At 62.8% G+C, this 21,966-nt stretch carries 19 protein-coding genes; 4 read left to right on the top strand and 15 right to left on the bottom strand.

The window, feature by feature from the left end:
- The first annotated feature begins 59 nt into the window (after positions 1–59).
- On the top strand, positions 60–1,031 hold the full coding sequence (locus tag C2L64_RS36910) for a LysR family transcriptional regulator (RefSeq protein WP_007583266.1): 972 nt from the start codon (positions 60–62) through the stop codon (positions 1,029–1,031).
- Between the two features lie 899 nt (positions 1,032–1,930).
- Here the strand turns inward: C2L64_RS36910 and C2L64_RS36905 are convergent.
- The 11 genes from C2L64_RS36905 to C2L64_RS36855 form a co-directional block, all read right to left on the bottom strand.
- Positions 1,931–2,248 carry a helix-turn-helix domain-containing protein gene (locus C2L64_RS36905; protein ID WP_238554742.1) on the bottom strand — a complete coding sequence of 106 codons (318 nt, stop codon included), beginning with the start codon at positions 2,246–2,248 and terminating at the stop codon, positions 1,931–1,933.
- 23 nt (positions 2,249–2,271) lie between these two features.
- Positions 2,272–3,447 (bottom strand): NAD(P)/FAD-dependent oxidoreductase, encoded by a 1,176-nt coding sequence (locus C2L64_RS36900; RefSeq protein ID WP_007586909.1) that lies wholly within the window; start codon positions 3,445–3,447, stop codon positions 2,272–2,274.
- Positions 3,444–4,883 (bottom strand): FAD/NAD(P)-dependent oxidoreductase, encoded by a 1,440-nt coding sequence (locus tag C2L64_RS36895; protein WP_007586914.1) that lies wholly within the window; start codon positions 4,881–4,883, stop codon positions 3,444–3,446. The genes C2L64_RS36900 and C2L64_RS36895 overlap by 4 nt, the downstream gene beginning before the upstream one ends.
- Positions 4,862–5,182 carry a (2Fe-2S)-binding protein gene (locus C2L64_RS36890; RefSeq protein WP_007586915.1) on the bottom strand — a complete coding sequence of 107 codons (321 nt, stop codon included), beginning with the start codon at positions 5,180–5,182 and terminating at the stop codon, positions 4,862–4,864. Before C2L64_RS36890 ends, C2L64_RS36895 begins: the two co-directional genes overlap by 22 nt.
- Positions 5,179–7,008 (bottom strand): ABC transporter ATP-binding protein, encoded by a 1,830-nt coding sequence (locus C2L64_RS36885; RefSeq protein WP_007586918.1) that lies wholly within the window; start codon positions 7,006–7,008, stop codon positions 5,179–5,181. Before C2L64_RS36885 ends, C2L64_RS36890 begins: the two co-directional genes overlap by 4 nt.
- Positions 7,005–7,961: an ABC transporter permease gene (locus tag C2L64_RS36880; protein WP_007586919.1), complete on the bottom strand. Its 957-nt coding sequence runs from the start codon at positions 7,959–7,961 to the stop codon at positions 7,005–7,007. Before C2L64_RS36880 ends, C2L64_RS36885 begins: the two co-directional genes overlap by 4 nt.
- Entirely contained in the window at positions 7,958–8,914 is a 957-nt protein-coding gene (locus C2L64_RS36875; protein ID WP_007586921.1) for an ABC transporter permease, read from the bottom strand. The genes C2L64_RS36880 and C2L64_RS36875 overlap by 4 nt, the downstream gene beginning before the upstream one ends.
- Positions 8,915–8,981: 67 nt before the next feature.
- A complete protein-coding gene (locus C2L64_RS36870; protein ID WP_007586923.1) occupies positions 8,982–10,604 on the bottom strand; it encodes an ABC transporter substrate-binding protein in 1,623 nt (540 codons plus the stop codon).
- Between the two features lie 81 nt (positions 10,605–10,685).
- A complete protein-coding gene (locus C2L64_RS36865; protein WP_007586927.1) occupies positions 10,686–11,960 on the bottom strand; it encodes an NAD(P)/FAD-dependent oxidoreductase in 1,275 nt (424 codons plus the stop codon).
- 31 nt (positions 11,961–11,991) lie between these two features.
- Positions 11,992–12,660, bottom strand: coding sequence for a haloacid dehalogenase type II (locus C2L64_RS36860; RefSeq protein ID WP_007586929.1), 669 nt, complete (start codon positions 12,658–12,660; stop codon positions 11,992–11,994).
- Positions 12,661–12,874: 214 nt separating this feature from the next.
- The gene (locus C2L64_RS36855; protein ID WP_007586930.1) at positions 12,875–14,353 is read right to left on the bottom strand and encodes an aldehyde dehydrogenase family protein; all 1,479 of its coding nucleotides are present in this window, start codon (positions 14,351–14,353) and stop codon (positions 12,875–12,877) included.
- A gap of 211 nt (positions 14,354–14,564) precedes the next feature.
- Here C2L64_RS36855 and C2L64_RS36850 point away from each other — a divergent pair, with 211 nt between their 5' ends.
- Entirely contained in the window at positions 14,565–15,461 is an 897-nt protein-coding gene (locus C2L64_RS36850; RefSeq protein ID WP_039901205.1) for a GNAT family N-acetyltransferase, read from the top strand.
- A 66-nt stretch (positions 15,462–15,527) separates the two neighbouring features.
- On the opposite strand, the gene C2L64_RS36845 is transcribed toward C2L64_RS36850, so the two are convergent.
- Positions 15,528–16,904 carry an MFS transporter gene (locus C2L64_RS36845; RefSeq protein ID WP_007586933.1) on the bottom strand — a complete coding sequence of 459 codons (1,377 nt, stop codon included), beginning with the start codon at positions 16,902–16,904 and terminating at the stop codon, positions 15,528–15,530.
- Between the two features lie 326 nt (positions 16,905–17,230).
- On the opposite strand from C2L64_RS36845, the gene C2L64_RS36840 reads away from it, so the two are divergent.
- Positions 17,231–17,746, top strand: a complete 516-nt coding sequence (locus C2L64_RS36840) for a GNAT family N-acetyltransferase (protein WP_007586934.1) — start codon at positions 17,231–17,233, stop codon at positions 17,744–17,746.
- Positions 17,747–17,763: 17 nt separating this feature from the next.
- Here the strand turns inward: C2L64_RS36840 and C2L64_RS36835 are convergent, their stop codons facing one another.
- Positions 17,764–18,615 carry an alpha/beta fold hydrolase gene (locus C2L64_RS36835; RefSeq protein ID WP_007586936.1) on the bottom strand — a complete coding sequence of 284 codons (852 nt, stop codon included), beginning with the start codon at positions 18,613–18,615 and terminating at the stop codon, positions 17,764–17,766.
- A gap of 1,173 nt (positions 18,616–19,788) precedes the next feature.
- On the bottom strand, positions 19,789–20,199 hold the full coding sequence (locus tag C2L64_RS36830; protein WP_007746705.1) for a cupin domain-containing protein: 411 nt from the start codon (positions 20,197–20,199) through the stop codon (positions 19,789–19,791).
- Positions 20,200–20,384: 185 nt separating this feature from the next.
- Between C2L64_RS36830 and C2L64_RS36825 the strand changes: the two genes are divergently transcribed.
- A complete protein-coding gene (locus tag C2L64_RS36825) occupies positions 20,385–20,981 on the top strand; it encodes a molybdopterin-dependent oxidoreductase (RefSeq protein ID WP_009770915.1) in 597 nt (198 codons plus the stop codon).
- A gap of 8 nt (positions 20,982–20,989) precedes the next feature.
- Here the strand turns inward: C2L64_RS36825 and C2L64_RS36820 are convergent, their stop codons facing one another.
- Positions 20,990–21,931, bottom strand: a complete 942-nt coding sequence (locus C2L64_RS36820) for a pseudouridine-5'-phosphate glycosidase (protein ID WP_009770914.1) — start codon at positions 21,929–21,931, stop codon at positions 20,990–20,992.
- Positions 21,932–21,966: the final 35 nt, after the last annotated feature.

The following is a 21,966-nucleotide window of genomic DNA, read 5'->3' as shown; positions in this document are numbered from 1 at the left end:
AAGTCCCGTTCTTTTTGACAGCAATTCCCAAATTGTTGGATCGGGCATAACATCAGGTCATGCCCAATCTTCGCAAGAAACTGCCGAGCGCGAATGCGCTGTTCGTGTTCGAAGCGGCCGCCCGCTGCGGCAACTTCACGCGCGCCGCGCAGGAGCTCTATGTGAGCCAGCCTGCCGTGAGCCGCATGCTTGCGCGCATGGAGGACCATATTGGCGTGCGCCTGTTCGAGCGGGTGCGCGGCGGTATCGAGCTCACTGAAAGCGGCAGGATTCTGTATCGCGCGATCTCTGAAGGTTTCAATGGCGTTGAAAATGCAATCAGGGAAATCGAGGCCCGCGCGACGGGGGTCGAGTCGGTGACGTTATCGGTTTCCACCGGTTTCACCACGCATTGGCTGATGCCGCGTATGAGCCGGCTGAATCAGGCTTTCCCTAATATCGATTTGCGGTTTCAGCTGATATCGGGGCGGATTGGTGGACCGCTTCATGATGTCGATCTCGGGATGCGGTTTTTGCACGATGGTGAGATTGATGAGCATGCAGTGCTTGTTATGCCTGAAACGCTTTTGCCTGTTTGTAATGAGCGGTATCGGGAGACTGCGTTAAGCGATGCGGGGCGTGCGCATGGGGACACGGTTATCGTCATGGATGACGAGGAGCGCGGCTGGCATGAGCGATTCGGCGCGTTCGTCGGGCATGGGCGGCATGTTGCCGGGATGCTGAGCTTTAATGATTATGCGATTGTGGTGCAGGCGGCGCTGCTTGGGCAGGGGATCGCGCTGGGGTGGTTGAATGTGGTTTCGCATTGGCTCGCGCAAGGGGCGCTTTTGCCCGCTGAGCAGGAAGTTATTGTTACGAACAGGCGGTGCTGTTTGGTGCGGCCTGCTAATAAGCCCTTACGGCCTATTGTGGACGATGTCCGCGACTGGCTCATCGAGGAGACTCGCAATGATATGCGGATCATTGAGAAGAAGTATCCTGGGCTGGGGTTGAGGGATGCTATGAAGCAGACTGGGTTGAAGTTTGGGTAGATTTTTTGTCTGCGACGCTGGGTGGTTTTGCTTGTGTTTGTGCTGGCATCCGCGTATTGCCTTCTTGCTTCATGCGTTGCCCCGTGCGTTTGCCTTTACGCTGGCATCCGCGTTTTGTTATCGTGCTTCAAGCGTCGCCCCTGTGCGGGGCGGCACCTACTTTTCTTTGCCGCCGCAAAGAAAAGTAGGCAAAAGAAAGCGGCTAACACCGCCAACATTTCTTCTTGCCCGAGGGCCCCCAAAGGTTCTTACGCTTCACACGGCAACCACGTGACCCACGTTCGTTGCCAGCGCTCTTGCCGTGCGCCTCACCCGCTTCACGCTCCCGCGTTTCAGCATGCCTTGCCAGATAGTCCACCGCCGCCCAGGTGGCAAACTGTATGTAGGCCGTAGCACCTCACACGCTTCACTTCGGACCGATAGCGCACGCGTTCCACCCTGTAAGAGCGCCAAGCTATACGACGCGACAACCTACACACAGTTTGCCACCTGGGCGGCACATACCATTCGCTGCCGCTTGCCCAAGTACGCGTATTCGAAGCGGGTGAAGCGTTCATTCGAAGCGTTGGCAACGAGCACCAACCAGGGCACTGTCGCGTGAAGCGTGGGGACGTTGGGGGCCCGTGGATAAGAACACGGGCTGGCGGTGTTAGCCGCTTTCTTTTGCCTACTTTTCTTTGCGGCGGCAAAGAAAAGTAGGTGCTGCCCCGCACAGGGGCGACGCCTGAAGCACGAAGGCATAACGCAGATGCCAGCGAAAAGGCAAACTCACAGGGGCGACGCGTGAAGTACGAAGGCAAAACGCGGATGCCAGCACAAACCCAAAGCAAACCACCCCAACGCGAAAGCCCGCGCAAACACTAGCAAACCACCCAGCGTCGCAGACAACAAAAAAACCTTCACCCCATTCCCTTCGCATTCGACAAAAACCGACTCGGCGTCACACCACAAAACCGTTTGAAATGCCTGGCCAGATGGCTCTGATCAAAGAACCCAACTTCAGTAGCCACAACAGCCCCAGGCACGCCTGCCAGCAGCAAAGTTTGAGCGCGCCGCACACGGACTCCACACAAATACCTATAAGGCGAAAGCCCAACCTGCTGCCTGAACACAGTAGCAAACCGCGAAACACTAAGCGCTGACAGTTCAGCCAATTCAGCAAGACTCACAGTCTTATCGAAATTCGCATCAATATAAGCAAGCGCATCCCGCAGCATAAAAGAAGACGATTGACCGGCACTCATGAAGAAGCCTCAAACGAAGCAGAAGCAGGTGCAGCCTGCAAAGACATACCATTCCCAAACCGCCCAATCGAAAACGCATCCAACGCAATCGGCGTGCTGCCCGTACCGATCAGTTCGGCCAGCGTCTCACCTACCCCCGGCCCAATCTGAAACCCCGATCCGCAAAAACCAAACGCATAGAAAAGACCATCGGTCGTAGAACTCGCCCCAATCACCGGCTCAGAATCCGGCAAATAGCTTTCGACGCCGCTCCACACCCGTATCACATGCAACGCCGCGAGCGCAGGCACGAGCCGACGAAACTGCGCCATCTGCTGCACCGTGTTCTCCGGCAGCACCGAAGCGCGGCACGTCACGGCATCGGCGGGACCAGCAGGGCCGCCACCCAGCACGATATTGCCGCGCGGAATCTGCCGGAAATAGACACTCTCTTCCTTGATCGACGTATAAACACCCATCGATGCCCCGAACACATACGGAACCGGCTCCGTAACAGCCATTTGCGGCCCACGCGCGACGAGTGGCACCGGCTCGCCGAATTGCATCGACAGCGCATTCGCCCAAGCGCCCGCACAAATCAACACCTGTTCCGCGCGATACACATCGCCCGACGCGCTCTCGACACGAAAACCACCCGCCTCTTTCTCGACGCGCACAATCTCCGTGTTCTCCACGATGCGCGCCCCAAGACGCCCAGCCGCACGCCCGAACGCGGGCGCCGCAAGACGCGGATTCGCATGCCCATCGAGCGGCGATATGGACGCCGCCAATACTTCGCGGCCCAAAAACGGAAAGCGCCGAAACATCGCCGGGCCGTCCAGCACTTCGAGATCGAGACCGTACGCGCGCGCCTCGGCTGCATAGCGATGAAAGTACTCGGCGTCGTGCGCGTGATAGCAGACTCGCGTATGCCCGGACGGCAGAAACTCGACGTCTTCGCCAAGCAGCTCTTTCGAACGCCGCCACGTATCGAGCGCGCGATTGGACATCGCGAGTTGGGTCAGCGCGCGCCCCTGGCGGCGCACGCCGCCGAAGTTGACGCCGCTCGCCTGTTGCCCCGTCAATCCGCGCTCAAGCAGAATCACCGAACGCTGTCTGCGCCGCAAGAAAAACGCCGTCGACGTCCCGACGATCCCGCCACCGATCACGATCACATCGGCACGATCACTCATTCGTTGAACTCCTGTGCGCATGTGTCGGCTTCTTCTGCATCACGCGAGACCGCACACGTCGATACCAGCGCCATCGGCAGCGGCTTGACGGGCGCCTGCCCGCGCAAACGTCCGACGGCTTCGAGCGGCACGCGCGCCTCGGCTGCAATCACTTCCGCGCCGGCATGCGCGCAGAAACGCCCCTGGCAACGGCCCATGCCGACGCGCGAAAACGCCTTCGCACGGTTTGCTTCTTTGGCGCCCATCTCGCGTACCACGCGCCGCAATTCGCCCGCCGTGATCGCTTCGCAGCGACACACGATGGTCTCGTCGGGCAGCACGGCCGCGAAGCGCGCAGGCCACGGAAACGCCGCCCGCAAGCCCGCCGCAAAACGCGTATAGCGCGCGAGTTCGGCGCGCAATCCTTCAGTGCCTTCGCGCTCGATGCCCGCGTCACGCAACGCCGCCAGCGCAGCAAGCCGCCCCGCGCGTTCCGCTGCATCGGCGCCGCGCACGCGCGCGCCATCGCCCGCCAGATAGACGCCCGCAACGCTGCTGCGGCCATCCGCGTCGATATGCGGAAGCCACGTTTGCGTCGCGTGATCGAAACGGAATTCGCAGCCGGCGAGATCAGCAAGCTGCGTTTCGGCGCGCAAGTGATAGCCGAGAGCAACGGCGTCGCACTTCACGTCGAGTGTCGCGCCGTTGGCAAGTTTCACGCGCACGCCCGTCACGCCATGCTCGGGTGAACCGTCGATTGCAACGGGCGTCACGCCGCGATGAACAGGCACGCGCGCGCGGCGCAGCACACTCATCAATGCAATGCCCTTGCGCAGCGTCGTGGGTATCGCGAGCAATTGAGGCAACGCGCGCGCGCGCTGCGCTAGTGTCGATGTATCGAGCACGGCGCCCACCGTCGCACCCGCCTTCACGTATTGCGCGGCCACCAGATAAAGCAGCGGCCCCGTGCCCATCACCACGGTCCGCGCGCCCACCGCGCAGCCCTGCGATTTCAACGCGACCTGCGCGCCGCCAAGGCTGAACGTGCCCGCATGATGCCAGCCCGGCACGGGCATCAGCCGGTCGGTCGCGCCACTGCAAATGATCAGCGAATCGAATGCGAGTTCGTCATGACGCGTACCGCTGACGACATGCACCGCCTTCGCCCCGATATTCCACACGAGCGTGTCGGGCAGATAGTCGATCTGCGCACGCAATGCATCGAAGTCGCGATGCAGCGACGCGGCCCGCGCCGCCTCCGTCCCATACAGCATTTCATACGAGCGCGAGAAACCTTCCGGCTGACGCCGATAAATCTGCCCACCGTCACGACGTCCTTCATCGATAACCAAAGGACGCAGCCCCGCTTCGACGAGCGCCTGCGCGGCGCGCACGCCCGCTGGCCCCGCGCCGATCACGATCACCTTCGGTTGCTTCACGTCCCGATGCGCGGCCATACGCCCTCCCCGGCAAGCGCGATGCGCGTCACAATCGACATGCCCGGCGCAGCGGGCGTCGTGCAGGCCCGCACGCGCTCGCCTTGCGCGGTCCACACCCAGCAGTCCTGGCACGCGCCCATCAGGCAGAAGCCCGCACGGCGGCCGTCGCCGAATTCGGAATCGCGCAGCGTGTCGTGCGCGGTCAGCAGCGCGACCATCAGCGTGTCGCCTTCAGCCGCTTGGGTGACGATGCCGTCGACGGTGATGTCGAAGGTCTTGCGCCCCGTCTCCGCCACTCTCACGAAGCGCGCATTCATGCCGCCACCGTATCGGCCGTCTGCATGCGGGTCAGGTCAGCAGCCGTGTGATGGCAGCGAATCTCCGCGCCCGATGGCAGCTTCTTCATCGAAGGTGGCGTGACATTGCACTTGCCGTCGATGCGCGCCGTACACCGTGCGCGGAAACTGCACAGCTCGTGCGAATCACCGGCGGGCCCCATTTCGGGCAATGCGCCCGCTGTGAGCGCGCGCCGCGAGTCGAGCCAGCCTGGCCGCAACGCAGGCACAGAATCGATCAACAAGCCCGTGTACGGGTGATACGGCGGCGCCGACAACGCATCGCGCTGGCCCGCTTCGACGCATTGCCCGGCGTACAGCACGATCACTTCGTCGCAGATCGCGCGCACGGTCGAAATGTCGTGGCTGATGAACATGTACGACACGCCCAGTTCGCGCCGCAATTCTCCGAGCAGATCGAGGATCGCCGCGCCGACCACGGTATCGAGCGCGGACGTCACTTCGTCGCAGAGAATCAGCGCCGGGTTCGCGGCGAGCGCGCGCGCCAGGTTCACGCGCTGTTTCTGTCCGCCCGACAGACCGCCCGGCTGACGCTTCGCCACCGATGCCGGCAGCTTCACCAGATCGAGCAGTTCGAGCATGCGCTTCTGCGCGGCAGCACCGCGCAAGCCGTGATAGAAGTTCATCGGCCGCGCAAGAATGTCGGCGATCGTGCGGCTCGGATTGAGCGCCGTGTCCGCGTTCTGGAACACGATCTGCACGCGCCGGTATTGATCGAGTGTGCGTTCGGAGAGCTTTGCCGGCAGCGGCTTGCCATCGAGCAATACATCGCCGCGCGCCCGATCCACCAGTCCCGCCACCACGCGCGCAAGCGTCGTCTTTCCCGATCCCGACTCGCCGATCACGCCGAGCGTGCTGCCGCGTACGATCTTCAGGCTCACGTCGTCGAGGACGCGCACGGCGGGCACGCCGTTCGCATCGATACGTCCGTAGCCCGCGCTCAGATTGCGGATTTCGAGCAGCGGCGGCGGATCGTTCGCGATGTTCGACACAAGCTCGGGCTCCGGACGCATTGTCGCCGCGAGCAGTTGCCGAGTGTATTCATCGGCGGGCGCATCGAGCACTTGTGCCGTCGTGCCGTTCTCGCGCACTGTGCCGCCGTTGAGCACGACGATGCGGTCCGCCATCTGCGCGACCACGGCCAGATCGTGCGACACGTACACGGCTGTTGTGCCCAGTTCGCGAATCACCTTCTTGAACGCGGCGAGCACTTCGATCTGCGTGGTGACATCGAGCGCCGTGGTCGGTTCGTCGAACACGACGACGGCAGGATCGGTAATCAACGCCATGGCCGCCATCAAGCGCTGCAACTGCCCGCCCGACACCTGGTGCGGATAGCGCGCGCCGATCGTCTCCGGCGCGGGCAGCGCGAGCGCGCGGAACAGATCGACGGCCTTCGTGCGCGCGGCGGCGGGCGTCATCAGCTTGTGCAGCAGCGCGGGTTCCGTCACCTGATCCATGATCGTGCGCGCCGGATTGAAGCCTGCCGACGCACTCTGCGCAACATAAGCCACCGTGCGCGAGCGCAACGCCCGCCGGCCTTTCTCGTCGAGCGACAGCACGTCCACGCCGCCGATCTTCACCGAGCCACCCGCAATCGAGCATCCGCCGCGCGCGTGACCGAGCAGCGACAGCGCGATCGTCGTCTTGCCCGAGCCCGACTCGCCGATCAGCGCGAGCACTTCGCCTTTCTTCACGGTGAAGTCGACGCCCTTCACGATTTCGACGACAGGGTCGGGCGCCGTGCCCGCGACCACGCGCAGGCCTTTCACTTCGATCATGTTCATTTAGCGCCTCCGTGAGCACGCGCGCCATGACGACGCAGGCTGTCGATCAGCAGATTCACGCCAACCGTCAGCGTCGCAATCGCGACGGCGGGCATCAGCACGGCGGGCGCGCCTTCCGAGAGACCACCGATGTTTTCGCGCACCAGTGAGCCCCAGTCGGCGTTCGGCGGCTGCACGCCGAGGCCGAGAAAGCTCAGGCCGCTCAGCAACAGCACGATGAACACGAAGCGCAAACCAAAGTCCGCGAGCATCGGGTGAATCATGTTGGGCAGCACTTCGACGCGCGCGATGTAGAACAGCCCTTCGCCGCGCGCCTTCGCGACCTGCACGTATTCGAGCGTCATCAGATTGACGGCGAGCGAGCGCGAGATCCGAAACGCGCCGGGAATGTAGGCGAGCGCGGCGACCATGATCAGCATCGGCACCGACGAGCCGAACGCGGCGATCACGACGAGCGCGAGCACCTTGCTCGGAATCGAAATCAGCGCGTCGAACAGACGGCTGAGAATTTCATCGACCCAGCGCCCGGACACGGCCGCCACGAGGCCGAAGAACGTGCCGATGCAACTGGCGAGCAACGTCGATGCGAGCGCCAGCCCGACCGTGTATTGCGTGCCGTACAGCACGCGGCTCAGCATGTCGCGGCCCAGGTAATCGGTGCCGAGCGGATGCGCCGCGCTATACAGGCCGAAGATTTCCGTCGACGTCACCGCGCCGCCCTTGTACGGCGCAACGAGCGGCCCGAAGAACGCGACGCAGAGCCAGAACACGACGATCGCAAGACCGATCAGGCCGAGCGCCGAAGAGCGCTTCACGAAGCGGCGCAGTGGGCCGCACGTGGCGACTTGCGTTTCAACGGGCGTTTCCTGCACGGCGTCGGCGCAAAGCTTGCCGTCTTCGTCGGGCACCGCGTAGAGAACGGTCGTTGCATGAGGTGTGGCGGGTCGGTTCATCGTTGACGCAGCCTCGGGTTGGAGATGATTTGACACAGGTCGGCGATCAGTACGAGCGCGAGATACGCCGCGCAGAACACCATCACGCAGCCCTGCACGAGCGGCATGTCGCGATTCGTGACGGCGTCGACCATCAGGCTCGCAAGACCCGGATAGTTGAAGATCGACTCGACGATCACCACGCCGCCGAACAGATACGACAGGCTCAACGCAACGGCGTTGGCGATCGGGCCGATCGTGTTGGGCAGCACGTGGCGCAACACAATGCGCATCGGCGACGCGCCCTTGAGTAACGCCATCTCGACATATGAAGCATTCAACTGATCGAGCACCGCGGCGCGCGTCATGCGCGCCATCTGTGCGACGATCACGCAGCACAGTGTCATCACGGGCATCGCGTAGATACGCAGCAGCGCGCCGAACGACGTCACCTCGGACAGATACGACAGCGCCGGCAGCCAGCGCAGCTTCACCGCGAAAATCAGCACGGCGATGGTCGCGATCAGGAACTCGGGCACAGCCACCGTCGACAGCGTCAGCACGTTGAGCGCGCGGTCGAGCAGCGAGCCGCGATACATCGCCGACAGAATGCCGATGAAAAGCGCGACGGGCACCGATACCAGCGTCGTCAATCCCGCCAGCACCAGCGAGTTGGGCAGGCGCGTCGAGATCAGTTCGCTGACGGGCAGGTTGTTCGACAGCGATGTGCCGAAGTTGCCGCTCACGACATGCATGAGCCATTGAAAGTAACGCTGCAGCGCGGGCTGATCGAGGCCGAACTGATGGCGCAGGGCCGCGACCTGTTCGGGCGTCGCCGCCTGGCCGAGCGCCTGTTGCGCTGCGTCGCCCGGCAGCAGGCCCGTGATCGCGAACACGATCGCCGACACCAGCAGCAGCGTGAGCAGCGCGAGACCGAGGCGCGCGGCGATGAGTCGTTGCGCGTGGGCTTTCATCGGATATCGCCTCCTTCGTTGAAACCGCGCGCCGCCTTTCGGCGGCGCGCGCAGTGGCAAGGCATGCTCACGCTTCGAGCCAGACGTTCTCCGCGAACATGAAGCCCATCAGGCCCGCGAGCGGAATCGAGCCCAGACCCTTGAGCTTCGACGAGTGTGCGTCGAGCGAACTCTGGAACATCGGAATGCCGATGCCACCGTCATCGTGCACGAGCTGCTGCATGTCGCCGTAGATCTGCTTGCGCTTCGCGTCGTCCGGCTCGCCGCGCGCGGCGACCAGCATCTGGTCGAACTTCGGATTCTTCCAGTTCGCTTCGTTCCACGGCGCATCCGACTTGAAGAACTGCGTGAACAGCACGTCGGCGCTCGGGCGCGCGTTGATGTTGCCGTAGCCGAGCGGGTGCTTCATCCAATGGTTCGACCAGTAGCCGTCGGACGGCACGCGCACTACCTGCAGGTTCAGGCCCGCTTGCGGTGCGACCTGTTGCAGCAGCATCGCCATTTCGACGGAACCTTCGGCGGCGGGCGATGCGTAGAGCTGCACGGGCGCGTTGCCGAGCTTCGCCTTCTGGAAGTAGAACTTCGCTTTCTCCGGATCGAACGGGCGTTGCGGCAGGCCCTTCAGGTAGTACTTGTTGGTCGGGTCGATAGGCTGGTCGTTGCCGATCGATCCATAGCCGAGGAACACTGCGCGGCGAATCTGCTCGCGATCCATCAGGTGCGTCAGGCCACGGCGGAAGTCCGCGGTGCCCGTGATGCCGCCTTCGTCGCGCATGATCAGATCCGTGTACTGGCCTGTCTTCGTCTCGAGCACCGAGAAGCCGGGCGTGCCCTTGATACGCGCCGTCGAACGCGGGCTGACGGCATTGATCAGTTGCACGTCGCCGGAAAGCAGCGCGTTCACACGCGCCGATTCGTCGCCGATGCCGATCAACTCCACCTCGTCGAGATGCGGCATGCCGGGCTTCCAGTACTTCTCATTGCGCACGCCGACCGTGCGCACCCCCGGCGCAAACTCCTTGAGCTTGAACGGCCCCGTGCCGACGGCCGTCTTGAAGTCGGTCGTGCCGTCCTTGACGATCAGAAAGTGCGATGTTGCGAGAATCACAGGCAGGTCCGCGTTGGCGCCTTCGAGTGTGATCGTCACTTCGTTCGGGCCCGTCGCCTTCGCTTCCTTGATCTGGTCGGCGAGCGTCTTCGCTTTCGAGGCAACGGCCGGGTCCTTGTGACGCATCAGCGAATAGACCACGTCGTTCGGCGTGAGCGACTTGCCGTCGTGAAACTGCACGCCGCTGCGCAGCTTGACGACCCACACGGTCGCGTCCTTCGTTTCCAGCGACTCCGCGAGCGCCATTTTCGCGCCGAGGTGCGGATCGAGTTCCGTCAGGCCGTTGTAGAACATGTTAGCGCGCACGTAGTCGGTGCCGAGCGCGCCCTTCGCGGGGTCGAGCGTATCGGCCGATGACGACGACTGCGTCGCCACGCGAATCTTGCCGCCCTGCTTCGGCTTAGCCTGCTGCTGCGCGAATGCGGCGCCGCTGGACGCGAGCAGGCCTGCGCCCGTCAGCGACATCAGTCCGCCCGCCGCCATCGCGCGCAGGACCTCGCGCCGCGATGCGCCGCGCCGCGTCAACTCTTCGAGCCGGATGCCGGCATGGGCGACTGCTTCAGGCGATTTATCGATGCTCATGAAACTCTCCGCGTGAGATGGCTTGTGGGAAATCAATCGGCAGCTTCGGGCTGTCTGTATGCGTGACGTCAGAAAACAACGTCAATAGAAAACGTCTTTGATCTGGTAGTACGCGCCGACGAGCGGCAGGAACCACGGCTTGCCCGTATGTCCCGGAATCGCGGGCCAGTCGAAATCGCGCCACGGGTTCGCCGCCGCATTGCCGCCGATCACCTCGGCCATCACCTGGCCCATGTGTGTCGACATCTGCGTGCCGTGGCCGCTGTAGCCCATCGAAAAGTAGAGGCCGTCATGCTGACCGGCACGCGGCAGACGGTCCGCCGTGATATCGACGAGTCCGCCCCAGCAATAGTCGATGCGCGCGTCGGAAAAGCTCGGAAACGTCGCCGCGAGATTCGCTTGCAGGATGCGGCCGCTCTTCGCGTCGGATGGCTGCTCGGAAGCGGTGAAGCGCGCGCGTCCGCCGAACAGCAAACGTGAATCGGGCGTGACGCGGAAGTAGTTGTGCATCAGGCGGCTGGTCGTGTACGAGCGGCGCTGCGGCAGCAGGCGCGCAAGGTGTTCCGCGGGCAGCGGCTCCGTCACGACGATGAACGAGCCGACGGGCGCGAGCCTGCGTCGATACCAGCCGAACGGCCCATGCCGCGAAGGCCCCGTCGCGATCAACACCTGCTGCGCGCGCAATGTGCCGCGCGCCGAATCGATGCGATACGCGCCGCGATCCTTCGCGATCGACGTGACGGTTGCGTGCTCGAATAGCCGCGCGCCATTCCGTGTTGCCGCGTTCGCCAGCCCGGCGGCGAACTTGCCCATATGCATCTGACCGCCGCGCTTTTGCAGCAGACCGCCGAAAAAACTGTCCGAATCGACTTCGCTGCGAATCCGGTCTTGCGTGATGATCTCGACGTGGGGATCGACTTCACGCTGGATCAATTCGGCCGTCTGTTCGAGATGCGCGAGATGGTGCGGTTTCGCGGCGAGCTTCAGCTTGCCCGACGCGAGATAGTCGCAATCGATCTGCTCGTCGCGGATCAGGCGCTCGACGGTATCGACGGCGGCCGCATACGCGCGATAACAACCCTGCGCGCGCTCGACACCCAGCTGCGCGCGCAGCGCCGCATAGTCCTGCGCGACGCCCGTGTTGCACTGGCCGCCGTTGCGTCCCGATGCGCCGCCGCCGATCCGCCCGGCGTCGAGCACCACCACCGACGCCCCGCGCTTGCCGAGCGCCAACGCAGCGGACAACCCGGTGAAGCCGCCGCCGATCACGGCGACGTCGACATGGCCTTCGACAGGCCCCTCGCTCACCTGAATGCCGGCGGGCGCGGTGTCGAGCCAGTAGGAGTCGAGTTTCATCGGGTGCCTTTGCGCGGATGGCTTGCGTGGATCAGAGGCCGAGCTGCGCCGCGAGGTCGCCGATCGTGTCGACTTCGTAGTACTCGTAGTACGGCGTGCTGGGCTCGTGGCCGCGCTTGACGAACGCCTTGTGCTTGATGCCCATGTCGTGCGCCGTCATCAGGTCGTAGCGCAGGCTCGACGACACATGCAGCACGTCTTGCGGATTGCAGTTCAACTGGTCGAACATGTATTCGAAGCCCTGCATGCGCGGCTTGTACGATTGCGCCTGCTGCGCGGTGAAGACGCGATGGAACGGCGCGCCGAGCTTGTCGACGTTGCTCTGGATCTGATCGTTCGAAGCATTCGACAGGATCACGAGCTTGTACTTCTTCGCCAGACGCGACAGACCTTCCGGCACGTCCGGGTGCGGGCCCCACGTCGGCACGGCGAGGTAGAACTTTTCAGCTTCCGCTTCATTGAACTCGATGTTCATGCGCTTGCAGGCGCGGCGCACCGAGTTGACGATCACGTCGCGATACGGCTTCCATGCGCCGAGCACTTCATCGCGGCGATAACCCGCGAAGAACGCGACGAATTGCTCCAGTTCCGCGCCGTGCAGGCGGTCGGCGTACATCTCGCGAGCCATGTCGGCCATGCGGAATTTCGTCAGCGTGCCGTAGCAGTCGAACGTGATGTACTTCGGCTCGAAATCGATCATGGTGTCAGTCCTATCGTGTTGTGAACTCATGCGGAGTTCAGTGGCGAGAACAGGAAACGCATCCCTGTGGAAAATTTAAACAGTGCAAAAAGTACGGTGGTCGCTGATTCGAATGCCTCCGACGATACAAACCACGCGTTTTGAGGGGCGTCGGCAGCAGACTATGCGGCGGCTTTTCTGGCGTTATCGCGTCGTAGGTAGTTGCCCTGATTCGTCAGGCGCGAACGTCGATCAGCACGCTCTTGAAACGCAGATTCGCTTCGTACGCCTGCCGCCCGAGATCCTTGCCCAGGCCCGAGCGCTTGTAGCCGCCCGTCGGGATCATGAAATCGCTGGTACGGCCGTAGCGGTTGACCCATACCGTGCCGGCTTCGATGCCGCGCACCATGCGCAGCGCGCGGCCCAGATCCGCTGTATGCACACCCGCCGCGAGGCCGTAGTCGGGATGGGCTGCGAGTTCGAGCGCTTCGTCTTCGCTGTCGAAGGTTTGTAAGGTCAGCACGGGACCGAAGATCTCGTCGCGCACGGCGTCCGTTTGCGGCGTGACGTTGGTGAGCAGCGTCGGCGTGTAGAAGGCTCCCGGCGTGGCTGCGTCCGCGCGTTGGCCGCCGCAACGCAAGGCCGCGCCGCTCGCAATGCTGCGCTCCACGATGGCTTCGATGCGCGCAGCTTGCGGCTCGGAAATGATCGGTGGCAGCGTCATGCCTGGCGTCCATGTCGCGCCAGCCTTCAGTTCGCTGAAGATGCGCTGGATACGCTCAGCCAGTGCGTCTGCGATCGACCGTTCGACCAGCAGCCGCGAGCCCGCGACGCATACCTGTCCCGCGTTGGTTGTGATCGCGCCTGCAATGCGGCGCGCGACATCGTCGATACGCGGTGCGTCGGCGAATACGATCTGCGGACTCTTGCCGCCCAGTTCGAGCGTGACGGGCTTCGTGCCCGTTTCGGCGCAGGCGGCCATGATCGCCGCGCCCGTACGCGTCGAGCCGGTGAACGTCACCTTCGCGATGCGCGGATGACGCACGAGTGCGTCGCCTGTCGTGCGTCCGTCGCCCTGCACGATGTTGAAGATGCCGGGCGGCACGCCCGCTTCGATGGCCAGCTCGGCTAGCCGCAGCACGGAAAAGGGTGTCATCTCCGAGGGTTTCAGCACGACCGCGTTGCCCGCCGCGAGCGCGGGCGCAATCTTCCACGACGCCATCACGAGCGGGAAATTCCACGGCGCGATAGCGGCGATCACGCCATACGGTTCGGCGATGGTCATGCCGAGATGATCGTGATCGGTCGCGACAACGTCGCCGCCGATCTTGTCGGCGAACTCCGCGTAGAAGCGGATGCCTTCCGCGGTGAACGGCACGTCCCAGTTGAACGCGTCGCGAATGGGCCGCGTCGAGCCGAGCGCTTCGAGCGGCGCGAGCGTTTCTGCATCCGCGGCGACGAGGTCGGCGAAACGCCGCAGCACGCGCGCACGTTCGCGCGGCGCGATGCGCGCCCAGCCGCTCGTGCGCCATGCCGTCCATGCGTTCTGCACGGCGCGGTCGATCATGGCCGAGTCGGCGACGGGCACCGATGCGTAGACTACGCCATCCGATGGGCGTGCGACGTCGATTCGCGGGCCATGTTCATCGACATATGATCCGCCGATGAAATGTCCGCTGCGCACGTCGATCGTTGCGGGATCGAAACGGTCCATTTGCGTGAGTCCTAGATTGCCTTCGATGCTGGAAATCGTAGGCTCACGGACGCGGCATATTGCACCGACAAAAAAGCGCCCACAGCACAATTGACGCGTTATCGTCGCCTGAACCCCGCGTTTTGCGTTGCATCATCTGCCGCGCGTTTGCGACGCGCGCGGCAAAAGGATCGTCCTAGTCAGGCGCGCAATACAGTGAGAGAGTCACGGTATGTGTCTTCAGAACGAGGAGGCCGGCGTGTCCGACCCAAACAGGAACGATGTGATCGACTATCGCCCTTTCACCTCCGACGACATCGCGGCAGCGCATGCGCTATCCAGCGCCGTCCGATGGCGGCATCGTCCCGACGACTGGCGCTTCGCGGCGCGTATCGGTCAAGGCTTCGTCGCCGAAGACGCGAGCGGCGTGATCGGCACCGCGCTTGCGTGGCGCTTCGGAGGCGAGGCTGCGACGCTCGGCATGATGATCGTCGCGCCTGAGCGGCAGCGAAGCGGCGTTGGACGCAAGCTGATCGAACTGTTGATGAACGAACTCGGCACGCGCACGCTGCTGATTCATGCGAGCCCGGCTGGCCTGTCGCTGTGCGAGAAACTGGGCTTTCAGCGCATCGGCACGATCAACCAGCATCAGGGCGCGGCGTTTCAGCCGCCGCTCGTTTCACTGCCACCGGGTGAGCGGCTGCGCCCGCTCGGCGTCAACGACGCGCCGCGGCTCGTCGAACTCGCTTCGCGCGCAAGCGGACTGAACCGGCGCGATCTGCTGCCGGCACTGCTCGATATCGCGAGCGGCATCGCGCTCGATCGCGATGGCGAACTGATCGGCTTTGCACTGTTCAGGCGTTTTGGCGACGGGCATGTGATCGGTCCCGTCGTCGCGCCCGACTCGCCGGATTCCAGCCGCGCGAAGGCGCTCATCAGTCACTGGCTCGCGCTCCACGCGGGTATGTTCGTGCGGATCGATACGCCCGTCGAGTTCGGGCTTTCGTCGTGGCTCGAAGGACTTGGGCTGCCGCATGTGGATAGCATCGAGAAGATGATGTGCAATGGACCGCTTCCTGTCGATGCGCAGTTGAAGCAGTTCGCGATTACGAGCCAGGCGGTGTGGTGAAATGCGGCGGCGTAATAAAGCCCGCTACGCTCGATACGGCAATCGAGCAGAGCGGGCCTTGTGGACTCACTTCAATTCAACGCGCTTGATTTCTCCCACGATCACCAGGTAGCTGACGATCGCAACCAGCGCATTGCAGGCGACGAACACCAGCGCGCCGCTAAACGACCCCGTCGCCTTGACGATATAGCCGATGATGATCGGCGTCGTGATGGCGGCGACGTTGCCGAACATGTTGAACATGCCGCCGCTCAGACCCGCGATCTGCTTCGGCGATGTATCCGCAACGACAGCCCAGCCGAGCGCGCCCAGGCCCTTGCCGAAGAACGCAAACGCCATGATCGCAACGACGACGGCCGAAGAATCCACGTAGTTGCAGGCGATCATGCTCGTCGACAGCAACATGCCCACGACGATCGGCACCTTGCGCGCGACGGTCAGCGAGCAGCCCTTGCGGATCAGGAAGTCGGAGAAGATGCCACCGAGCACGCCGCCAACGAATCCGCACACGGCCGGCAATGCGGCGACAAAGCCCGCATTGAGAATGGACATGCCACGCTCTTTGACGAGATAGACGGGGAACCACGTCAGGAAGAAATACGTGAGCGTGGTAATGCAATACTGGCTGATGTACACGCCAAGCAGCATCCGGTTGCTGAGCAGTTGCTTGACGTACGACCCTTTCGGCGCTTCGTTCGCGCTTTGCGTCGTAGCACCGGCGAGCGTTGCGGCCTGATTCGCGGCGCGGCTCTTCTTCGGCCGGTCCATGTCGATGAGCGCGCCGCCTTCCTGGATATAGTCGAGTTCTGCGCGGCTGATGCGAGGATGGTCCTTCGGGCTGTAGACCGTCTTCATCCAGACGAGGCTCACGACGATGCCCACTGCCCCCATGAAATAGAACACATACGGCCAGCCAAAACGGTGCGTGACCCAGCCCATGATCGGCGCGAACAGCACCGTCGCGAAGTACTGCGCGGAATTGAAAATGGCCGATGCCGTGCCGCGCTCCGCAGCGGGAAACCACGAAGCGACAATGCGGCCATTGGCAGGAAATGACGGCGCTTCGGCGAGGCCCACCAGAAAGCGCAGCGCGAACAGCGTGGTGACGGCGAGTGAGACGCTCAGAAAGGTCACCGTGCCCTGCATGACCGTGAACAGCGACCAGATGAAAATGCTGGCCGCGTAGACTCGCTTCGAGCCGAAGCGGTCGAGCAGCCATCCGCCCGGCAACTGGCCGATCACATACGACCAGCCGAACGCGGAGAAGATGAAGCCCATGGCCACCGCATCCAGACCGAGGTCTTTCGACATCGACGTGCCAGCCATCGAAAGCGTTGCACGGTCTGCATAGTTGACGGCCGTGACGAAGAACAGCATCGCGACAATCCCGTAGCGGATGCGGGTTCGCCGCTCAGCGGTCACGCCTTGCACAACGTTGGCCATGTAATGTCTCCTCCTTGCGCACCAGCGTTCAGCCGGCAAGATTGCGCAACCGGCGAGTGCAACGAATGTGGGAACACATTCTCCGCCTCATAGGTTGTCTGATGACAGATTGAAGCGCTGCACCATTTTTGGCAATCCGGCGTTTACCCTGGCGATCCTTTGCGGGATTGAGCAGTGCTGCGCTGAAAGGGCCATTCCGCATTCACTTTGTTTGCCCGCGGCGACTGAGAAACGTATTCTTAGATGAATGTTGTACGACGACGTATTTCAATCAACGATTCGAGCCAGTGAAGCCATCACCACCGCCCGTACCTTAAAATCGCGCGATGGAATCAGCCAGCCCGATCATCCGCCCCTTATGCGCCAGCGACGCCGCCGCCTACGCGTCGCTGCGTCTGTGCGCGATCGACGAAGCCCCGGAGACTTTTTTGTCGACACGTGAGGAAGAAGAAAAACGAACGATCGATGAAATCGAGGCGCGCATCTGCGCGACGGCGAATCAGGTGGTATTCGGCGCTTTCGCCGGCGAGACGCTCGTGGCCGTTACGGGATTGCGGCGTTATCCGCTGCGTCCCGCGCAGCAAAAGGGCTTTCTGTGGGGGCTGTTCGTCGTGCACACGCATCGAAGGAGCGGCATCGCGCGGCGACTGATCGCGACTGCCGTCGATCAGGCGCGCGCGATGGGCCTGACCCAGATCGCGCTCAATACAGGCGTGGAGAACGTCAGCGCGATCGCGCTGTACCGGTCGACGGGCTTTGAAGCCGTGGAAGACGAGCCGTGCGAAGCAGCGATCGACGACGACACGGATCGCGAAGTCGAGATGGTTCTGCGGCTCGGTTGAGCGGGTTTTAGTGCGCGTCAGTAGTCGATGAACGAACTCAGCATTCTGTTGAACGCGGCTGGATTCGCGACGTTCATACCGTGCGAAGCGCCCGCTATCGTGCCTCTTTCCGCGAGATAGATCCAGCCTTCGAGGCTCTCGACGTTATTGCGGAACATGCGCGGACTCTTCTGGCCGTCGATCAGCAGTGTCCGGCATGTCACCTGTGACGCCGTATCGCGCGAATAGGCGGGCAGCGGATCGAGAAACTGCTTGGGCAGCGTGCTGGCGTTGTCGATCGCCATCATACGGAACGCGTCGGTGCTCTTTTTCCATGCGCCCGGCGCACTGACGGAATCGACGAACAGTTCGAGGCCGGGCTCCACGACGCCCTCCTCGATCATGCCGGCCACCTTGGCGCGCAATGCATTCATCGCCGAGGGCAACGACGCTTCGCGCATACCGTCCAGTTGCAACGGGCCGCCCGGATCGGCGAGCGTCAAGGTTTTGACCAGACGCGGATAGTCGCGCGCAAGCTGGAATGCGATGCAGCCGCCGCGCGAATGCCCCACCAGATGGACGGGTGCGAGATCCATCGCAACGATGAACTCAGCCAGCTCGCCGACGTGTTCCTGCCAGCCGAACTCGTTCTGGATGCACGCTTCGGCGGCAGGCCAATAGTGACTGAGGCTCGGCGCGATACAGCGAAACTGCGCGGACAAAGGCGCGATCTGCGCGTCCCAATAGCGGTAGTCGCAGAGTGAACCGTGTACGAACACGACGGGCTCGCCCGCGCCCCGCTCGATATAGGGAATGCAGATGCCCGATGCGACGGTCGCAAAACTCAGCTGTGGGTCGGCGAGCAATGCGGGGTCGGTTCGCATGTTCATGGCAGTCGTTACCTCGCGTGTATCGTGGTGTGTCTACTATGCAGGATTCGCCGGTGTAAGAAAAACGCGTAATTTGGATCGAAGCGATCAGGTTTTCTGATAGCGTTTGAGCCTTCGCGGCGCGGGCGTTGCATGTCGGGGTTTTGGCTTTTTTGCTGGCAGCTACGTTTTGTCTTTGTGTTTCAGGCGTTGCCGGTCGGCGTGCTCGCCTTTTGCGCTGGCATCCGCGTTACGGTGGTTGCTGCGCATGCCTTGCTGGTGTGTCTTTGCGTTTGCGCTGGCATCCGCGTTATGCCTTTGTGCTTCAAGCGTCGCCCCTGTGGGTTTGCTCTTGCGCTCGCATCCGCGTTATGCCTTCGTGCTTCAAGCGTCGCCCCTGTGGGTTTGCCCTTGCGCTCGCATCCGCGTTATGCCTTCGTACTTCAAGCGTCGCCCTGTGGGTTTGCCCTTGCGCTGGCATCCGCGTTATGCCTTCGTGCTTCAAGCGTCGCCCCTGTGCGGGGCGGCACCTACTTTTCTTTGCCGCCGCAAAGAAAAGTAGGCAAAAGAAAGCGGCTCACACCGTCAGTTCTTGTTCCTGCCTGAGGGCCCCCGAAGGTTCTTACGCTTCACGCGGCAACCACGTGACCCACGTTCGTTGCCAGCACCCTTGCGGTGCGCCTCACCCGCCTCAATCGCCCGCTCAAGGGCTGGCGGCAGCGAATGATTTCTGCCGCCCAGGTGGCAAACTGTGTGTAGGCTTTCGCGCCACAGGCGCATCACTCCGGGCTGAATAGCAAGGCTGGTGTTTCTGGTAAGAGCACTAACCTGTGCGGTGCGACAACCTACACACAGTTTGCCACCTGGGCGGCGGAGGACTGTCTGGCACGGCGTGCCGCAACGCGGGTGCGTGAAGCGGGTGAGGCGCGCAGAGAGAGCGTTGGCAACGCACGCGAACAAGGGCGTTGCCGCGTGAAGCGTAAGACCCTGTGGGGGCCCTCAGGCAATAACTAGCGCTGGCGGTGTTAGCCGCTTTCTTTTGCCTACTTTTCTTTGCGGCGGCAAAGAAAAGTAGGTGCCGCCCCGCACAGGGGCGACGCTTGAAGCACGAAGGCATATCGCGGATGCCAGCGCAAAGCCAAAAAAACCAAACCGGATGCCAGCGCAAGCTCCAATACACCGAACCGCTTGCGATTATTCACCGACCTCATACGGCAACACCTGCTCCGTCTCATCAGGACGATTACGCGCCACGACCGCGCGCGCCGCCTCCGTCATGCTGAGATTGAACGGCTGATGCGGCACGCCAGGCGGAATGAACAGAAAATCCCCTGCCTCCGTGACGATCGACTGACGCAGGCCCGGCCCATAACGCGTCTCCACGCGCCCTTCGAGCACATAGATTCCCGTTTCATAACCGCAGTGGATGTGAGGCTCGGCATGTCCGCCGGGCGGAACGACGACGAGATGCATCGACAGGCCCTGCGCGCCCGCCGTCGTTGACGAAATGCCGACGAAGTACGGCAAGCGCTGCGTCGTAGCAATTTCCCTGTCGGGACGCACGACGACGAGTTGCGCGAGTTCGCGTTGTGAATCGGCTTCCATATGCGATTCTCCCGGTTCAGTGGGACGCTCAATACAGACAGATTCTACGCCGGAGCGTTACGGGCAAAGTCACACAAGCCGCGCCTCATGAAGCGCTCACTGAACATGCCACCGGCAACGCCAGATACTTGTTGTCGGTGTATAAGAGTCGAAAAGCATCAACGACATCCGCGGAGCCAATAAACATGAACAAACGGCAGTTCCTGACCAGCGCCGCTGCCATCGGCGTCAGTATCACGCCCGCACTCGGCGCGACGAATCCGAAAACCGCTGCATGCGCTGCGGCTCCCGCGATACTCACCGTGTCGGGCGCGATCAAACGCACGAATCGCGGCGCGCTCGATCCGGCATTCGATCCATTGATGGCCAAGCAACTCGTCAAATTCACGTCGGCTTATACATTCGACTATCCATCGATAGCGAGTCTGCCCGCCGTCACCATCAAGCCGACCATCGAATACGACGCGAAGCAGCACACGTTAAGCGGCCCATTGCTTGCCAATGTACTCGAGCAGGCCGGCGCACCCAGCGCGGGCGACACGAAGATTTCCTTGCGCGCCGTCGACGGCTACGCGGTGCTGACCACGCTCGATAACATTCGCGCATGGCGCTTCATCGTCGCGACGCATATGGACGGCAAGCCGATGCCTTTGGGCGGCCTCGGTCCGCTATGGGCGATCTACGATGCCGACAAGATTCCAGAACTCACAGCAAAGCCGCTCAAGGATCGCTTCGTATTGTCTCCGTGGGGCCTTTATCAGATTCAGGTATCCGAGACATAGAGGCATGTTCATGCCGCTGCTTGCCCTGCATTGGCCAACGCGAGCGCGAGCCGCGCGCCGACCTCGGCATTGTGCTTCACCAGCGCGATATTGGTCGCGAGACTGCGTCCGCCGGTCAGCGCCTTGATGCGTGCCAGCAGGAACGGCGTCACGGCTTTTCCAGTGATGCCTTGCGCAGCGGCTTCTTCGAGCGCCTGCCGGGTCAACGTGTCGATCTCTTCGGACGGCATCGCAGCGGCTTCGGGCACGGGCGTGCTCAACACGACGCCGCCCGCGAGGCCCAAGTCCCACTTGGTGCGAATGAAACGCGCCTGCCCGGCTGCATCGTCGAGTCGGAAATCCGCGCGAAAGCCGCTGTCGCGCGCATAAAACGCGGCGAAGTTGTCCTGCTCGCAACTGAGCACCGGCACGCCATGCGTTTCCAGATATTCCAGTGTGAGCCCGATGTCGAGAATCGATTTCGCGCCTGCGCAGATCACCGCGACCGACGTCTTCGCCAGCTCCTGCAAGTCCGCTGATATGTCGAAGGTCTCCGGCGCGCCTCGATGCACACCGCCAATGCCGCCCGTCACGAACACTTCGATTCCCGCCAGCGCGGCGCATATCATCGTACCGGCCACCGTCGTCGCGCCGAGTCCACCGCTAGCCAGCACGGCCGGCAGATCGCGGCGGCTGACCTTGTGCACGTTGTCGGAGCGCGCAATCAGTTCGAGTTCGTCGTCCGACAGTCCAATACGGATGCGCCCGCCGATCAGCGCGATCGTCGCGGGCTGAGCGCCGAGATCGCGGATCACCGCCTCCACTTCGCGCGCCGTGCGTACGTTCTGCGGGTACGGCATGCCGTGCGCGATGATCGTCGACTCCAGCGCGACTATCGGGCGGCCAGCCGCCTGCGCGGCCGCCACGGGCGCGCTGAACGTCAACCACGAGCGTGCGAGCTTCGAATCCATGTCGACAGGTTCCGCAATGTGATGCGCTCAAGTAT

Source organism: Paraburkholderia hospita (genome assembly GCF_002902965.1).
Classification (GTDB): Bacteria; Pseudomonadota; Gammaproteobacteria; order Burkholderiales; family Burkholderiaceae; genus Paraburkholderia; species Paraburkholderia hospita.
Note: the sequence above shows the minus strand (reverse complement) of the source record. Positions and strands in the feature narration are given on the sequence as shown.

Excerpts from the sequence above, each read along its gene's own strand:
- C2L64_RS36835 (WP_007586936.1), bottom strand. The coding sequence starts at position 18,615 with ATGAACATGCGAACCGACCCCGCATTGCTCGCCGACCCACAGCTGAGT.
- C2L64_RS36825 (WP_009770915.1), top strand. The coding sequence starts at position 20,385 with ATGAACAAACGGCAGTTCCTGACCAGCGCCGCTGCCATCGGCGTCAGT.
- C2L64_RS36905 (WP_238554742.1), bottom strand. The coding sequence starts at position 2,248 with ATGCTGCGGGATGCGCTTGCTTATATTGATGCGAATTTCGATAAGACT.
- C2L64_RS36885 (WP_007586918.1), bottom strand. The coding sequence starts at position 7,008 with ATGAACATGATCGAAGTGAAAGGCCTGCGCGTGGTCGCGGGCACGGCG.
- C2L64_RS36850 (WP_039901205.1), top strand. The coding sequence starts at position 14,565 with ATGTGTCTTCAGAACGAGGAGGCCGGCGTGTCCGACCCAAACAGGAAC.
- C2L64_RS36865 (WP_007586927.1), bottom strand. The coding sequence starts at position 11,960 with ATGAAACTCGACTCCTACTGGCTCGACACCGCGCCCGCCGGCATTCAG.
- C2L64_RS36880 (WP_007586919.1), bottom strand. The coding sequence starts at position 7,961 with ATGAACCGACCCGCCACACCTCATGCAACGACCGTTCTCTACGCGGTG.
- C2L64_RS36890 (WP_007586915.1), bottom strand. The coding sequence starts at position 5,182 with ATGAATGCGCGCTTCGTGAGAGTGGCGGAGACGGGGCGCAAGACCTTC.
- C2L64_RS36875 (WP_007586921.1), bottom strand. The coding sequence starts at position 8,914 with ATGAAAGCCCACGCGCAACGACTCATCGCCGCGCGCCTCGGTCTCGCG.
- C2L64_RS36840 (WP_007586934.1), top strand. The coding sequence starts at position 17,231 with ATGGAATCAGCCAGCCCGATCATCCGCCCCTTATGCGCCAGCGACGCC.
- C2L64_RS36830 (WP_007746705.1), bottom strand. The coding sequence starts at position 20,199 with ATGGAAGCCGATTCACAACGCGAACTCGCGCAACTCGTCGTCGTGCGT.
- C2L64_RS36895 (WP_007586914.1), bottom strand. The coding sequence starts at position 4,883 with ATGGCCGCGCATCGGGACGTGAAGCAACCGAAGGTGATCGTGATCGGC.
- C2L64_RS36910 (WP_007583266.1), top strand. The coding sequence starts at position 60 with ATGCCCAATCTTCGCAAGAAACTGCCGAGCGCGAATGCGCTGTTCGTG.
- C2L64_RS36900 (WP_007586909.1), bottom strand. The coding sequence starts at position 3,447 with ATGAGTGATCGTGCCGATGTGATCGTGATCGGTGGCGGGATCGTCGGG.
- C2L64_RS36870 (WP_007586923.1), bottom strand. The coding sequence starts at position 10,604 with ATGAGCATCGATAAATCGCCTGAAGCAGTCGCCCATGCCGGCATCCGG.
- C2L64_RS36855 (WP_007586930.1), bottom strand. The coding sequence starts at position 14,353 with ATGGACCGTTTCGATCCCGCAACGATCGACGTGCGCAGCGGACATTTC.
- C2L64_RS36820 (WP_009770914.1), bottom strand. The coding sequence starts at position 21,931 with ATGGATTCGAAGCTCGCACGCTCGTGGTTGACGTTCAGCGCGCCCGTG.
- C2L64_RS36845 (WP_007586933.1), bottom strand. The coding sequence starts at position 16,904 with ATGGCCAACGTTGTGCAAGGCGTGACCGCTGAGCGGCGAACCCGCATC.
- C2L64_RS36860 (WP_007586929.1), bottom strand. The coding sequence starts at position 12,660 with ATGATCGATTTCGAGCCGAAGTACATCACGTTCGACTGCTACGGCACG.